The sequence below is a fragment of the Paenibacillus sp. NPDC058898 genome (assembly GCF_049316025.1).
Classification (GTDB): domain Bacteria; phylum Bacillota; class Bacilli; order Paenibacillales; family Paenibacillaceae; genus Paenibacillus_AQ.
The window spans coordinates 663,268-675,509 of sequence record NZ_JBMOSM010000003.1; the positions used below are offsets into that span (position 1 = coordinate 663,268).

Annotated in this window: 14 protein-coding genes and 1 riboswitch; of the genes, 4 read left to right on the forward strand and 10 right to left on the reverse strand. The window is 47.0% G+C overall.

Annotation, left to right across the window (positions count from 1 at the left end):
• Positions 1 to 41: 41 nt before the first annotated feature.
• The 4 genes from ACOZB4_RS11475 to ACOZB4_RS11490 all read right to left on the reverse strand — a co-directional run bounded on the left by ACOZB4_RS11475 (position 42) and on the right by ACOZB4_RS11490 (position 3,860).
• Positions 42 to 1,013, reverse strand: a complete 972-nt coding sequence (locus ACOZB4_RS11475; RefSeq protein WP_379404819.1) for a siderophore ABC transporter substrate-binding protein — start codon at positions 1,011 to 1,013, stop codon at positions 42 to 44.
• A 201-nt stretch (positions 1,014 to 1,214) separates the two neighbouring features.
• Positions 1,215 to 1,973, reverse strand: a complete 759-nt coding sequence (locus tag ACOZB4_RS11480; RefSeq protein WP_076325073.1) for an ABC transporter ATP-binding protein — start codon at positions 1,971 to 1,973, stop codon at positions 1,215 to 1,217.
• Positions 1,970 to 2,917 carry an iron chelate uptake ABC transporter family permease subunit gene (locus ACOZB4_RS11485; protein ID WP_098747217.1) on the reverse strand — a complete coding sequence of 316 codons (948 nt, stop codon included), beginning with the start codon at positions 2,915 to 2,917 and terminating at the stop codon, positions 1,970 to 1,972. Before ACOZB4_RS11485 ends, ACOZB4_RS11480 begins: the two co-directional genes overlap by 4 nt.
• Positions 2,907 to 3,860 (reverse strand): ABC transporter permease, encoded by a 954-nt coding sequence (locus tag ACOZB4_RS11490; protein WP_076325075.1) that lies wholly within the window; start codon positions 3,858 to 3,860, stop codon positions 2,907 to 2,909. The genes ACOZB4_RS11485 and ACOZB4_RS11490 overlap by 11 nt, the downstream gene beginning before the upstream one ends.
• A gap of 526 nt (positions 3,861 to 4,386) precedes the next feature.
• Here ACOZB4_RS11490 and ACOZB4_RS11495 point away from each other — a divergent pair.
• Positions 4,387 to 4,989, forward strand: a complete 603-nt coding sequence (locus ACOZB4_RS11495) for a nitroreductase family protein (RefSeq protein WP_098747218.1) — start codon at positions 4,387 to 4,389, stop codon at positions 4,987 to 4,989.
• 182 nt (positions 4,990 to 5,171) lie between these two features.
• A riboswitch (TPP riboswitch) is annotated at positions 5,172 to 5,274 on the forward strand.
• 85 nt (positions 5,275 to 5,359) lie between these two features.
• A complete protein-coding gene (locus ACOZB4_RS11500; protein WP_379404823.1) occupies positions 5,360 to 5,965 on the forward strand; it encodes a YkoF family thiamine/hydroxymethylpyrimidine-binding protein in 606 nt (201 codons plus the stop codon).
• 70 nt (positions 5,966 to 6,035) lie between these two features.
• Here the strand turns inward: ACOZB4_RS11500 and ACOZB4_RS11505 are convergent, their stop codons facing one another.
• Together ACOZB4_RS11505 and ACOZB4_RS11510 are read right to left on the reverse strand one after the other, a co-directional pair.
• Positions 6,036 to 6,134, reverse strand: a complete 99-nt coding sequence (locus tag ACOZB4_RS11505; RefSeq protein WP_076325078.1) for a sporulation protein YjcZ — start codon at positions 6,132 to 6,134, stop codon at positions 6,036 to 6,038.
• A 117-nt stretch (positions 6,135 to 6,251) separates the two neighbouring features.
• Positions 6,252 to 6,950, reverse strand: a complete 699-nt coding sequence (locus ACOZB4_RS11510; protein WP_379404825.1) for a nucleotidyltransferase domain-containing protein — start codon at positions 6,948 to 6,950, stop codon at positions 6,252 to 6,254.
• 147 nt (positions 6,951 to 7,097) lie between these two features.
• Here ACOZB4_RS11510 and ACOZB4_RS11515 point away from each other — a divergent pair, with 147 nt between their 5' ends.
• Both ACOZB4_RS11515 and ACOZB4_RS11520 read left to right on the forward strand, forming a co-directional pair.
• On the forward strand, positions 7,098 to 7,820 hold the full coding sequence (locus ACOZB4_RS11515; RefSeq protein WP_076325080.1) for a class I SAM-dependent methyltransferase: 723 nt from the start codon (positions 7,098 to 7,100) through the stop codon (positions 7,818 to 7,820).
• Positions 7,821 to 8,004: 184 nt separating this feature from the next.
• A complete protein-coding gene (locus ACOZB4_RS11520) occupies positions 8,005 to 9,255 on the forward strand; it encodes a methyl-accepting chemotaxis protein (RefSeq protein WP_422759539.1) in 1,251 nt (416 codons plus the stop codon).
• A 204-nt stretch (positions 9,256 to 9,459) separates the two neighbouring features.
• Here ACOZB4_RS11520 and ACOZB4_RS11525 read toward each other — a convergent pair whose 3' ends face one another.
• The 4 genes from ACOZB4_RS11525 to ACOZB4_RS11540 form a co-directional block, all read right to left on the reverse strand.
• Positions 9,460 to 10,020 carry a histidine phosphatase family protein gene (locus tag ACOZB4_RS11525; protein ID WP_379414963.1) on the reverse strand — a complete coding sequence of 187 codons (561 nt, stop codon included), beginning with the start codon at positions 10,018 to 10,020 and terminating at the stop codon, positions 9,460 to 9,462.
• On the reverse strand, positions 10,017 to 10,481 hold the full coding sequence (locus ACOZB4_RS11530) for an NUDIX hydrolase (RefSeq protein ID WP_379414960.1): 465 nt from the start codon (positions 10,479 to 10,481) through the stop codon (positions 10,017 to 10,019). The genes ACOZB4_RS11525 and ACOZB4_RS11530 overlap by 4 nt, the downstream gene beginning before the upstream one ends.
• A gap of 2 nt (positions 10,482 to 10,483) precedes the next feature.
• Positions 10,484 to 11,191 carry a class I SAM-dependent methyltransferase gene (locus ACOZB4_RS11535; protein WP_379414958.1) on the reverse strand — a complete coding sequence of 236 codons (708 nt, stop codon included), beginning with the start codon at positions 11,189 to 11,191 and terminating at the stop codon, positions 10,484 to 10,486.
• Between the two features lie 102 nt (positions 11,192 to 11,293).
• On the reverse strand, positions 11,294 to 11,842 hold the full coding sequence (locus ACOZB4_RS11540) for a nucleotidyltransferase family protein (RefSeq protein ID WP_339266354.1): 549 nt from the start codon (positions 11,840 to 11,842) through the stop codon (positions 11,294 to 11,296).
• Between the last annotated feature and the right edge of the window lie 400 nt (positions 11,843 to 12,242).

Below are 12,242 nucleotides of genomic sequence, written 5' to 3' on the forward strand. Positions count from 1 at the left end.
AAAGCTCCAGTGTTTTCTATATTCATAACGGCTTCACTATCTTATTTAATCGCTGCGTCTACTTCCGTGATCATTTCGGATACGGACGTCAGGCCGCCACCGGAAAGATACCAGAAATCCGGGTTCAAGTAAACGATATTACCCTCTTTCGCCGCGTTCGTTGTATTCACAAGTTCGTTCTCAACGACCGCTTTAGCGCCTGAATCCCCTTCGCCTGTGGCAACCGCAGCACCGCGATCGACAACAAAGAGATAATCCGGGTTCATCTCAACGATGTACTCATTCGAAATGTCTTTACCATGTGTGCTGACTTCGATGTTAGGATCTACAGCTTTGAAACCGAACACGTCATGCAGAATACCGAAGCGGGAACCTGGTCCGTATGCACTGATTTTGCCTTCGTTAGCCAGGATGATCAATGCCTTCTTGCCGGTTGCTGTAGCTTTCTCATTCAAAGCTTTGATGTTCTCGTCAATTGTAGCAAGCTCTTTTTCAACTTCTGCTTCTTTACCAAAGATTTGACCCAGCGTGTTCATGTTTGCTTTAAAGGATTCCATGTATTTGCTTGTATCCACACCCAGGAAGATGGTTGGGGCAATTTTGCTGAGTTCATCATACGCATCTTGCTGTCTGCCGGAAATGATGATCAGATCCGGGTTGATGCTGTTGATTTTCTCGAAATCAGGCTCTTTCAAGCTGCCCACATTCTCATATTTCTTGTCTTCGAATTTGGACAGGTAGGCCGGGACATTCGCTTGGGGTACGCCCAGAACCTCAACGCCCAGTTTATCGACAGAGTCCAGAATACCAAAATCGAAAACAACGACGCGGGAAGGATTCTTCTTCACTGGTGTTTTACCCAGTTGATGGGTAATCGTGATTTCTTCGGTTGCAGCCGATGTATCTCCAGTTGCATCTCCTCCACCCGTGCCGCTTGTTTTATCGTCTTGACCACAAGCCGCGAGTACAAGCGTGAACATTGCTACCATAAATAAAGCTAACCATTTTTTCATTATTTCACACCCCATTTTTATATTTAAAAGCTTTAACAATCCAACATATATTTGAACTTATGGTTGAATATGTAATTTAATATGAACAGACTAAACCATGCCGTCCTGTATCCAAGGCAGCCCTGTCCTTGTCTATGATTAAGGATTCCGTGCTTCTGTTCCCCCAGAATCCTTATCCTCTACTCTCTCCTACCATGCCGCTTAGCCGTAGTAGACGCATACCCGATTGTCATTAATCTCTTCGATCTCAATGTCCATGTCATAGATTCCGCGAAGCACATTGCTCTGAATGATGTTCTCGGTCTTCCCTTCGCTTTCAATGGCTCCATCCTTCAATGCCACGATGTAATCCGAATAGAAGGAAGCGAAGTTGATGTCATGAATCACGATTACAATCGTCTTGTTCAGATCAGCGACAAGCTTTCTGAGAATCTTCATAATCTGTACGGAGTGTTTCATGTCCAAATTGTTCAGAGGCTCATCCAGCAGGATATACTCTGTATTCTGGGCGATAACCATCGCGATGTAGGCACGCTGGGTCTGACCGCCGCTGAGCTGATGAAGATATTTATGCTGCATATCCCCAAGCTCCATATAAGAGATCGCCTCATCTACGTATTTCTCGTCTTCTGCGTTCAATCTGCCCTGAGAGTAAGGAAAACGACCGAAGGATACAAGCTCACGCACCGTCAGACGGAGGCTGATATGGTTGGATTGTTTCAGGATCGAAACCTTCTTCGCCAGATCGCCGCTCTTCCATTGGCTGACCTCTTTACCGTCCACCGTAATTTGTCCGCTGTCCTTCCCTGTTAATCTGCTAATCATGGACAGCAAGGTACTCTTGCCGGCACCGTTCGGGCCGATAAAGGAAGTGATTTGACCTTTCGGGATCGTAACCGACACGTTATCAACGACTTTTTTGCCGCCATACACTTTCGATACGTTCGTAACCTGGATCATGCTTTACTCTCCTTTAGTAGCAGGTATATGAAGTAGACACCGCCGATGAAATTGATGATGACGCTGAGCGTTGTAGAGAACGTAAATACTCGCTCTACAACCAATTGTCCGCCGACCAGTGCAATAATGCTAATCAGTATGGATGCTGCAATTAAATACGAATGCCTGTACGTCTTCATAACTTCGTACGCAACATTGACAACCAGGAGCCCGAGGAATGTGATCGGCCCTACCAAAGCGGTAGCCACCGAGATCAGAACGGCAACCACAATCAGAAGCCGCTTCACAACATAATCATAATTCACGCCGAGGTTGATCGCCTGCTCACGGCCAAGCGCCAGCACGTTCAGGTACTTGGCAAATCGGGCAAAGTACAGCAAGGTCAGCACAACGACAATGACCGACAGGACCAGAAGCTCGGTCTTCACATTGTTAAAGCTGGCAAACATTTTGTCGGCCACAAACTGGAACTCGTTCGGGTCAATCAACACTTCCATAAAAGAAGACATGCTCGAGAACAGGGTTCCAAAAATCATGCCGATCAGCAGCAGGAAGTAAATGTTGTTTCCTTCCCTTTTGAACAGAATCTTATATAAGACTCCGGCGAATAGGATCATCCCGCCGACGTTGATCAGAAAGTTAACGTTGCTGCCCAGTTTGTACAGCGTGAAGGATCCGAAGACGAAGATGACGGTGGTCTGGATCAGTACATATAAGGAATCTAATCCCATAACGCTTGGCGTCAGTATCCGGTTATTCGTGACCGTTTGAAACACCGTGGTAGACAGAGCGATCGCTCCGCCGGTCAGAATGATGGCAAGCACCTTCTTGATTCTTCTTGGAAGCGCGTAATCCCAATTGCCGCCAAGATCAATGAACAGAAAGACTGCCACCAGGATGATTGCCGCTGCGGCCAACAGGCCGAGTTTGGCTTTATAAGTCATAAGCCTTTCTCCTCATCAGTAAGAAAATGAATATACCGCTTCCGAGTACGCCCACGGTTAGACTAATCGGAATTTCATAGGGATAAATAATGATCCGGCCCAGGATGTCACAGAACAGTACGAACCCGGCCCCCAGCAGCGCGGTATGCGAAAGGCTTTTTTTCAAGTGGTCTCCTAAGTACAAACTGACAATATTAGGTATGATCAGACCAAGAAACGGAATCACGCCGACCGTCAGCACGACAGATGCCGTAACCAGCGCCACGATGACCAATCCCAGATTCACAACTCTCCGGTAGTGAAGACCCAGGTTGGTTGCAAACTCCTCTCCCATTCCGGCCACCGTAAACTTGTTGGCGAACAGATACGCCAGAATCAAAAGCGGGATACTAATATAGAGCATTTCATACTGGCCCTTCATGATCATGGAAAAATCACCCTGAAGCCATGCGGACATATTCTGAATAAGATCATATTTGTATGCAAAGAAGGTGGCGATCGAACTCACGATATTACCAAACATCAGCCCTACGAGCGGGATGAAGATCGCATCCTTGAACTTAATCCGATCCAGTATCTTCATGAAGATAAAGGTTCCTGCCAGAGCGAATACAAATGCCACGAGCATTTTGATAAGCGGACCGCTTGTCGTGAAGACGAGCATGGCTACCAAAATCCCCAGTCTGGCAGAGTCCATCGTACCTGCCGTGGTCGGCGATACGAACTTATTGCGGCTGAGCTGCTGCATGATCAATCCGCAGATACTCATGCTGACACCCGCCAATATAAGACTGACAAGCCTAGGAATCCGGCTTACAAGCATAATATGCTGTTGTTGTTCTGTCATCGAGAACAGTTGCAGTGGCGAGATATCTTTAACTCCAATAAATAATGAGATTATCGAGAGTACCACAACGGCTGCAAATAAGTATCTAATCTTCATGTCTCTTCCTTCTATGCGTATGTCTCTAAAATATCCGGGATCTCGCAATTTCCAACGCCATTCTCATTGAGATTGATTATCAATCGCGCTCTGATATGCATTATATCATCCTCATTCTGGCTCGACAAGGGTAATTGAGAATCAAAATCAATTAATTTGTTCATACTTGTATATTTTGTTCATGAATTGTTCATAATATGAAGTTTCGAGAAGACATAGCTAATATCCTCAGGTAGGAAGCACTCCTTTCGTTTAAACCTCCATATAATGAAGCTTCTCAAAAAGCCAAACGGATTCAATTCATATTTAATAGATAAGGGAAATTATATTTAATCAAAAGTCGTTGACAATTACTCTAAGTTATATTAATATACTAACATAAATATTATTCCTAACTAAACGTAAGTTAATATGGAATGATAATTAAAAATATTGCTAAATAAGCAACATGCATATTTGCTTGAAGTAAAGGACATCTTCTTATCAGGCGTATGCAAATTCGATTACACCAGGAGGAATTTTTTCAATGTCTAAAGATTTTTCAACTGCACTCAAAAGTCGCCGTTCTTATTATGGGATTAGCAAAGAATCCGTTATCTCGGACGAGCGTATTCAGGAAATCGTAAACGAAGCGGTTAAGTATACCCCGTCTTCTTTCAACTCTCAAAGTGCACGCGTCGTTGTATTGCTTGGCGAACAGCATGATAAACTGTGGAATATCACGGAAGGCATCCTGAAGGAAGTCGTTGGCGATGAAGAAGCATTCAAATCCACTGCCGACAAAATGGGCGCATTCCGCGCTGGTTACGGTACGGTATTGTTCTTCGAGGACAACAACGTCATTGCCGGGCTGCAACAAAACTTTGCCGCTTATGCCGACAACTTCCCGATATGGTCCAACCAATCCAACGGCATGCTGCAATTTGTAGTATGGACATCCCTTGAAGCAGAAGGTCTGGGTGCATCCCTGCAGCACTACAACCCGCTGATCGACGAAAAAGTAAAATCCGAATGGAACATCCCGGAAAGCTGGAAGCTGCTTGCTCAAATGCCTTTCGGTAAGCCGGTTGCTGAACCAGGCGAAAAAGAATTTGCACCGCTTGAAGATCGCGTAAAAGTATACAACTAATTAAATAGATGAAAAAAGGCCGCCTCCCTAAGTTCCCGCAACTTGGATAGGCGGTCCTTTTATAATGGGCAAAGATTGAAAAACCGATCACTAAGCGATACAATTAGTCAAGTAAGAACCCTCGAACTTCTAAGATAACAGAAGCTCCGGGCAAACTTGCGATAACCAACTACATAGGATGTTGGCTGTACTAGGGGTGCCATGTGCTGAGAGACGGCGGTTTGCCGTTAACCCTTAACACCCGATCTAGGTCATACTAGCGTGGGGAAGTGTAGCATTTATGTTTATTTCTTTTCGTAGGCATAACTGCACTTTCTTCACGGGGTGCGGTTTTTTTTGCGTGGACTTATATCATGGGGAGGAAATAACAATGAATGAGCTTGTATGCGGAACCAGTCGGATCGTCGGGTGCCGGTTCTCGGTATTTCCCATGACGGACCGGTTTGTAGAGGTCATCATGGGCGCACTACGTTCCGTGGATACAGGGAAGGTATGGATTCAGACAGATGATGTGAGCACCTGTATTCGTGGACGTGCAGAGCATGTCTTTGATGTGACAAGGGCGATATTCGCCTATGCTGCAGCGAGTGGCGTGCATACCGTTTTTAATGGTACATATTCCATCGGTTGCCCCGGAGATACGGACGCCGATGTATATATGACCGAGGATTCGACTCTCTTAAACAACGACATCGGGGAACATGCCGATATTGAGACTGCCTGCCAATTCGCTCTTTACCCCATGGGGACCGATGACTACATGGATGTCATCTACAGTGAAGTTAATCGTACGAAGGCAGCCGGGACATTCGCCGGAAGCGTTCATTACGCCAGCCGATTAGATGGGTCACTGGCCCAGGTGTTTGGATCCCTTGAAGAGGCGTTTTTACATGCGATTCAATCCGACAGCAGCCATTTGGTCATGACTGCGGTTGTGTCCGCACACAGCCCTTCGGTCAAAGCCGCATCGAATTGAGCTTTATTGAGGCAGACAAAAGCCCGGCAATCGCCGGGCTTCTGTCACTACTGCCAAGAATCTTGACGGTTTAAACCCAAGCACTCAAGATAATTACGAGCAGGATAAAGAGAACCAAAATAATTCCTACTGAATTGTTCCATCCACCGCCGCCATATACTCCGCTCATGAAGATCCCCTCCTGGATTTAAAGAATGACGTGATGTAATCACACTTTTATAGTATTTCCCGTCTCGTGCTAGTGTCACGGCTAATGTACCCCTCTTTTTATATTGGCAAGGATATTCTATTCCTCATAACCAATGAGAAGCTTGCCTCCGTACGGATGGAGCATTTCCTCGGTGAATGCCATAAGAACTGAAGGATCATCCTGGCGATACATCGCCGTGAGCGCTGCTTCAAATCGTTCTCCCAAGATCGAGTCATAGCGGTTGAACAGACGGAACAGTGTTTTCCCTTCACCCGTCCACTCCCGGTTCACCCTAAGTACAAAATCACAGAGAATCGCCGCTATTTTGTGCACCGTAAACCACTTTTCGGCATCCCTTCGGGGACTCTGCAAATCCAGCAGGTACTCGGTTAGCATATAACGGTATTCGTTAATGTCGGTTAGCATCAAGGGCATGGGTCCGTAATTCAAGTCGCTTCGGGCTTCCGCCTGCACCTCTTCCCCCTCAGGCAGCGCGTGCAGCACCGTCCCTTCTACGACCATCCGCTGCAATGAAGGATTCGCCGCGCTCACTCCCTCATCGAAATATTCGCGATAGGAGGATAAAGACAAAATAAATATTTCCGCGATCCACCCATGTGCCTCTATCGTCTTCCTGCTGAAATCATGACCATCCCGTTCAATGACTATGATGTCCAAATCGGATTGTTCATTATGTTCACCTCTGCTCGCGCTGCCGCCAAGCACAGCAAGCAAACAGTCGGGATAATCGTATTGTATGATGCGTTCCGCTGCCTCTACCGGTTCCATCCTCATGACGTTTCCTCCAGTATAATTCTGATCCTCCCGAAAAAAGGGCTCAAAATATCTAATTCAGCTAAAACCCTAAACGTACCTGAATCATATGGTAAATAAATAAACGATTACCCTCATGTTGATGACAAGGAAGAAGGGATAGATGAGATGAACTATATTCATATGCTCTCCAAATTAGGTATGGGCAGTGCCCACCCGGGAGGATTCGAGGCAACCCTCCGAATGCTGAAGAATTATCCCATTCAACCGGGCAGCCGCATTCTGGAGGTCGGGTGTGGAACGGGCAGAACCGCATGCCATCTTTCGGAGATGGGGTATCAAGTAACGGCCATTGACCTGAACGAAAATATGATCAAAAAAGCCCGTGCAAGAGCCGAAGCGATGGAAATCGACGTGCAGTTCCAACAAGCGGATGTATGCGCATTGCCTTTCGAGGACAACCAATTCGACCTAATCATGGCCGAATCCGTTACCGTATTTACGGATACTACGAAATCACTGCCCGAATATTACCGCGTTCTGGATCATGGAGGCGTCCTGCAGGACAGAGAATTGCTGCTTGATAAACCCATGCCGGAGGCAAAACTTCAGGAACTGCTCGAATTCTTCGGAATTCCTAATCTCATGATGAGGGAAGAATGGGCGGACTCCCTCTTGGCTTGCGGGTTTAAACAGGAAGAAATTCTGGAGTACAACCACTTCAATGACCAGTTAAAGGAAGAGCAAACACGTCATCTGGATACATTTGAACAGCGCGATAAAGGACTCCTGTTCGATGTGGCGCTCTGGGAAACGTTGTTCAAGCATGACCGCATGATCCTGGATAATACCGATTATCTCGCTTCCGCCTTATTCCGGGCTGTAAAATAAAATCACTTCATATCTGTGCATCAAGTGGGGATTCGCATATTTGCTGCGCATCCCCTCTCCCTCCTCAATTTCAGTCCTTTCGACCTAATCCAACACTTTTTGTCAATTCGTTATATCTAGTTTTGCCTGTCGATGCTATAATCATGGTAAATATATCCTATGTTGTTGAGGAGGACTCATTCTTATGGCATGGTTCAACAGACTCCCTATCTCGCGAAAAATTACCGCAGCCTGTTTTCTCATTGCCGCTTTGTTTGCGGTTCCAATGCTGCTTGCATTTATTCTAATGGGTAAAGCAATCATTGGCGTGGTCATCGTTGTGGCACTAACCGGTTTTACTTTTCCTCTTTCTCGTCTTATTGAGAAAACGCTTACCAATTCCTTTGCGGAGATCTCTAGCGTTTCCGCCAAAATCGCCAAAGGCGACTTCACCTTCCAGGTAGAAGAGGTTGGGGGCATGAACGATCTCAGCCGAACGTTCAACAGCATGGTGGACAAGCTTCGAAAAATATTGCAGGAAACCTCGGATATCACCCGCCAGGTCATGTCGTCAAGCTCCAACATCTCGATTAAAAACCAGGAGCTCATTCAAGTGATGAATCAAGTCTCCTTATCTTCCAATGAGCTGGCCGTCGGCGCGAACGAAATATCGGAAGACGTAGCCGAAATGACACATTCCATCGGTGAGATCGAAGAGAAGGTCAGCAATTATACGCATTCAACCCAGGAAATGAATACCCGTTCGATCGAAACGCTGGGACTGGTTGAGCAAGGAAGGGACTCCGTTGCCAAGCAGTCTGCAGGGATGCAGCGTAATATTGACGCAACAGCCAAGGTCTCGGAATCCATTGATGCGCTGGCTAAGAGCGCCAGGGGAATTACGCAGATCACGGAGACGATCTCGGAACTTGCCGATCAGACCAACTTGTTATCCTTGAACGCATCCATTGAAGCGGCAAGGGCAGGCGAGCATGGCGCTGGCTTTGCCGTTGTCGCCCAAGAGGTGCGTAAATTGGCTGAGGAATCCACATCATCGACTAGAGAAGTATTCAATCTCGTACGGAGCATCGAATCGGACGTCAAACATGCAACTCAGAACATAAAAATTAATGAAGAGGTCGTCAGGCAGCAAACCGAAATGATCCGTGAAGCTGAGCTGGTGTTCATGGAGATTGTAAACAGTGTGCAGTATATTTCGGAACAGATCGCCGCTTTCTCCAAGGAGAGCGAATCCATGCTGGAAAGTGCGAAGAGCATTTCTTCCGCAATTCAGAATATATCGGCGATTACGCAGCAATCCGCCGCAGGCACGGAGCAGGTGTCGGCATCCATGAATGAGGGCATCTCATCGATCCAGAAGATGGCCGAGGAAGCAGAAGCGATGAATAATGCCGTCTTCCGGCTGCAAAAAACGATCAACATTTTCAAATTTTAAGTAGGGTACAGGCCTCCATACATCATGTCTACTGCTTTCGAAGAAGAAACGAACCGAAAATGCAAAAAATGGCTGTGCAAGGATACCATCCTGGGCACAGCCATTTCTTCATTGGACACATTTTTTTAATCTGACGAACCGTCCGTGTGAGCAGACCCTTCATATGGGACAGCTCTCCTTTGTATCATGTCAAGTACACCTGCATTATGACTCGCTCCATAACCGCGCGATATTCACAAGCCGCCCTTCTGCAAATTCGACTCGATATATATCAGGCAACGTCATTCCTTGCCAGAAATGATAATCGAACCGTTGATCATAATGGTGCAGCATAAGTGTCATAATGTCGCCGTGCGTGCCAATCACGACACGCTTTCCTATATGCGTATTCAAGATTCCCTCTAGCACCTGGACTGCTCGGCTTTGTGCGGCTTTGCTGGATTCCCCTCCGGGAAAGGACGTGGTTGGATCCTGAAACAGTATCTTTTTGGCATCGAGGAAGGAATGCCCCTGAAAATCCCCGACTTTCCGTTCTCTTAAGTCCTCTTGCTCCGCAATCGGGAGTCCTAAAGCATCTGCCAATGGTTGGACCGTGTCCCTGGCTCGCTGATAAGGGCTTGAAGTAATAACGTCAATCCCTTCACCCAGGAGCAATTCCTTGACTCGAACCGCAGCGAGGGAGCCCTCCGCGGACAATCCCCGCGACCTTTCCTTCCCATCGATAAAAGGAGATTCCGCATGTCTTACAAAATAGATAGTCGTCATCCTTCGACCTCTGCTTCTTTATGAGCCTCACCCTTTAATACGGGCTCCATCATCATCTCTACAAACGGTGTTAACGGTAACACCCCCAATGACTCCAAGGGAATCCATTTGGCCCCTAATGAGTCTTGGCCGTCACCGTCCTTTTTGATAACAGCTTGAAGATCCAACAGCTCGACATCATACATGATACCGATGTGATGCAGCTCTTCCATCTGATTCGCCTCATACAGATATACGATCGTGTAAGATACAGCCGTCCGAATGCTCCCCTTAATCGGAGAAAGCCCGGTTTCCTCTAAAAATTCGCGCTGCAGCGTATGCTCCGGCTCTTCTCCGAACTCAATGGAGCCGCCCGGTAAATCCCACTTCCCCTTGTGCGGTCCTCTCGCTTTCTGGATCAACAGGATATGATCATGCTGAATCAGTATTCCATAAACACCGAGATGCGTATGTTTCACCACGGTCAACAACCTCCTTTTCTTGCAGTGAAGGTAATCCATTGACTTCGGAAAAGTACGTCTCTCCCATCCTTCACTTCCTGAATATCCTGCTGCACCTGCCGCCTCGTTAAGATCTCCCATTCCGAATACAGCTCATCAAGGATGGAAAAAGCTTTGTCGGCGGATAGATTCAACTCGATTAAGCCTGCCTCCTCCAAACCCGTTTCCTGATCGATTTCCTTTACCTCGGTGCTCATCAATATGCAATGTACGCCCTGCTCCACGGTTCCAGCCTGCATCTGTTTGATCTTGGATACTAAGGCTTCCTCGGAGCTCATATGCTCCAGACATGAGCATGCGATGACGTAATGATAAGTATCCTCGGTAATTTCATAGTGTTCTACGTCTGCCACAAGTGCCTCAAGATTTGAGCTTACGCCATGCAATTCGGCATACTGCCGCAGCTTGTCAACTGCCGATGGCAGCAGATCCACGCAGATGACCTTCCCGTTAACCGCTTGGATCCGCCGCGCAACCGGGATGCTGTTACGCCCGACGCCACAGCCTAGATCCAGTACCCGCACCTCATGAAACGGCAATAATTCCAAATGATCCAGGACCGTCTGAACGGGCTTGGCTAACCAGCTCCCAGGTTGAAACAGTACGGCTTCTTCGTACAATGTCTCGTGATACGATATTTCCTTTTCACGTGCGCGGTTGAATATGTCCATGCTATATCCCCTTGTTTTGGCCGTTATAAGGTCACTCTATAAATTCCATACGAACAAAGACCATTTCCTTGCTCACTGCAACTCCTGCTAGGATACCTTTTTCTAATCTTCGCTTATCGTTAGCTGCGGCCACTGATCCTTCCATTGCTTCTTTCCTACCCGCTCCAAATAATAGCGTCGCTTATGAAAGTTAGGGCATCTGCGAACCCGAAGCGCAAATAAATCCTCCAGTCCGTAAGGACAGCAGAGCTCAAGCTCTCCTTCGGCGTTCAGCCTTGCCCCGACCGCGGTAGCCGTCTCCGTCCAATGAGCTAACGCATCATAGGTTGAGTGATAGGGTTCATCTCCATTCTTCACATGCATTCTGGCCTGATTCTTGACCGACCATTTCGGGTTCCCCGTGGTTGTTCTTAGAAGCTCTTCCAATCGAATATCCCGCGCTTCAGACACATCTTCCGGATCGAAATACACCACATCGATATCCGTATGCCGATCCGTCCCTTCTAACCCATGAAGCAAGTCCCACACATAATTTCGGATGTAGCCTGCAGCAATATAGCATTGCGGCAGCCCTAAGTCACGAACGATGTCCAAATCCGTCATCAATTGCTGATGCTGGCTTATGTACTCCTTTAACCGTTTCTCTAACATACCATCCACCGCCAATGACCTAAATTCTTCTCAGCCCTCTTACCATTCAGCTGCCACATGTTCTTATATTAGTTAGCTGCAACTTGAATAAGAGCGTACCCTACAATCCTGTATTCGTGTAAAAAAGCATAGACCGCTTCACGAAGAGAAGGAAACGGTCTATGCACACTCATAGATATAACTATTATATTCCAGATAATCCCTGAACGGCAAGAGAGAGCAGGGATTATGGGACGCAGCGGGTGATACCCGAGCTGCATGTTGGACAGAAATCTGAGCATGCATGCGCCATAACTGCTTCAACTTGAGCCAGATTGACTTCGGTATGCTCATGTGAGAGAGCTTATAAGCCGGATTTCGGACAGCCATGCACGAAATAATCTCACTACCGAACAATCAA

Bases quoted from the DNA above. Each gene is read 5' to 3' on its own strand.
- ACOZB4_RS11475 (WP_379404819.1), bottom strand. From the start codon at position 1,013: ATGAAAAAATGGTTAGCTTTATTTATGGTAGCAATGTTCACGCTTGTA.
- ACOZB4_RS11480 (WP_076325073.1), bottom strand. From the start codon at position 1,973: ATGATCCAGGTTACGAACGTATCGAAAGTGTATGGCGGCAAAAAAGTC.
- ACOZB4_RS11485 (WP_098747217.1), bottom strand. From the start codon at position 2,917: ATGACTTATAAAGCCAAACTCGGCCTGTTGGCCGCAGCGGCAATCATC.
- ACOZB4_RS11490 (WP_076325075.1), bottom strand. From the start codon at position 3,860: ATGAAGATTAGATACTTATTTGCAGCCGTTGTGGTACTCTCGATAATC.
- ACOZB4_RS11495 (WP_098747218.1), top strand. From the start codon at position 4,387: ATGTCTAAAGATTTTTCAACTGCACTCAAAAGTCGCCGTTCTTATTAT.
- ACOZB4_RS11500 (WP_379404823.1), top strand. From the start codon at position 5,360: ATGAATGAGCTTGTATGCGGAACCAGTCGGATCGTCGGGTGCCGGTTC.
- ACOZB4_RS11505 (WP_076325078.1), bottom strand. From the start codon at position 6,134: ATGAGCGGAGTATATGGCGGCGGTGGATGGAACAATTCAGTAGGAATT.
- ACOZB4_RS11510 (WP_379404825.1), bottom strand. From the start codon at position 6,950: ATGAGGATGGAACCGGTAGAGGCAGCGGAACGCATCATACAATACGAT.
- ACOZB4_RS11515 (WP_076325080.1), top strand. From the start codon at position 7,098: ATGAACTATATTCATATGCTCTCCAAATTAGGTATGGGCAGTGCCCAC.
- ACOZB4_RS11520 (WP_422759539.1), top strand. From the start codon at position 8,005: ATGGCATGGTTCAACAGACTCCCTATCTCGCGAAAAATTACCGCAGCC.
- ACOZB4_RS11525 (WP_379414963.1), bottom strand. From the start codon at position 10,020: ATGACGACTATCTATTTTGTAAGACATGCGGAATCTCCTTTTATCGAT.
- ACOZB4_RS11535 (WP_379414958.1), bottom strand. From the start codon at position 11,191: ATGGACATATTCAACCGCGCACGTGAAAAGGAAATATCGTATCACGAG.
- ACOZB4_RS11540 (WP_339266354.1), bottom strand. From the start codon at position 11,842: ATGTTAGAGAAACGGTTAAAGGAGTACATAAGCCAGCATCAGCAATTG.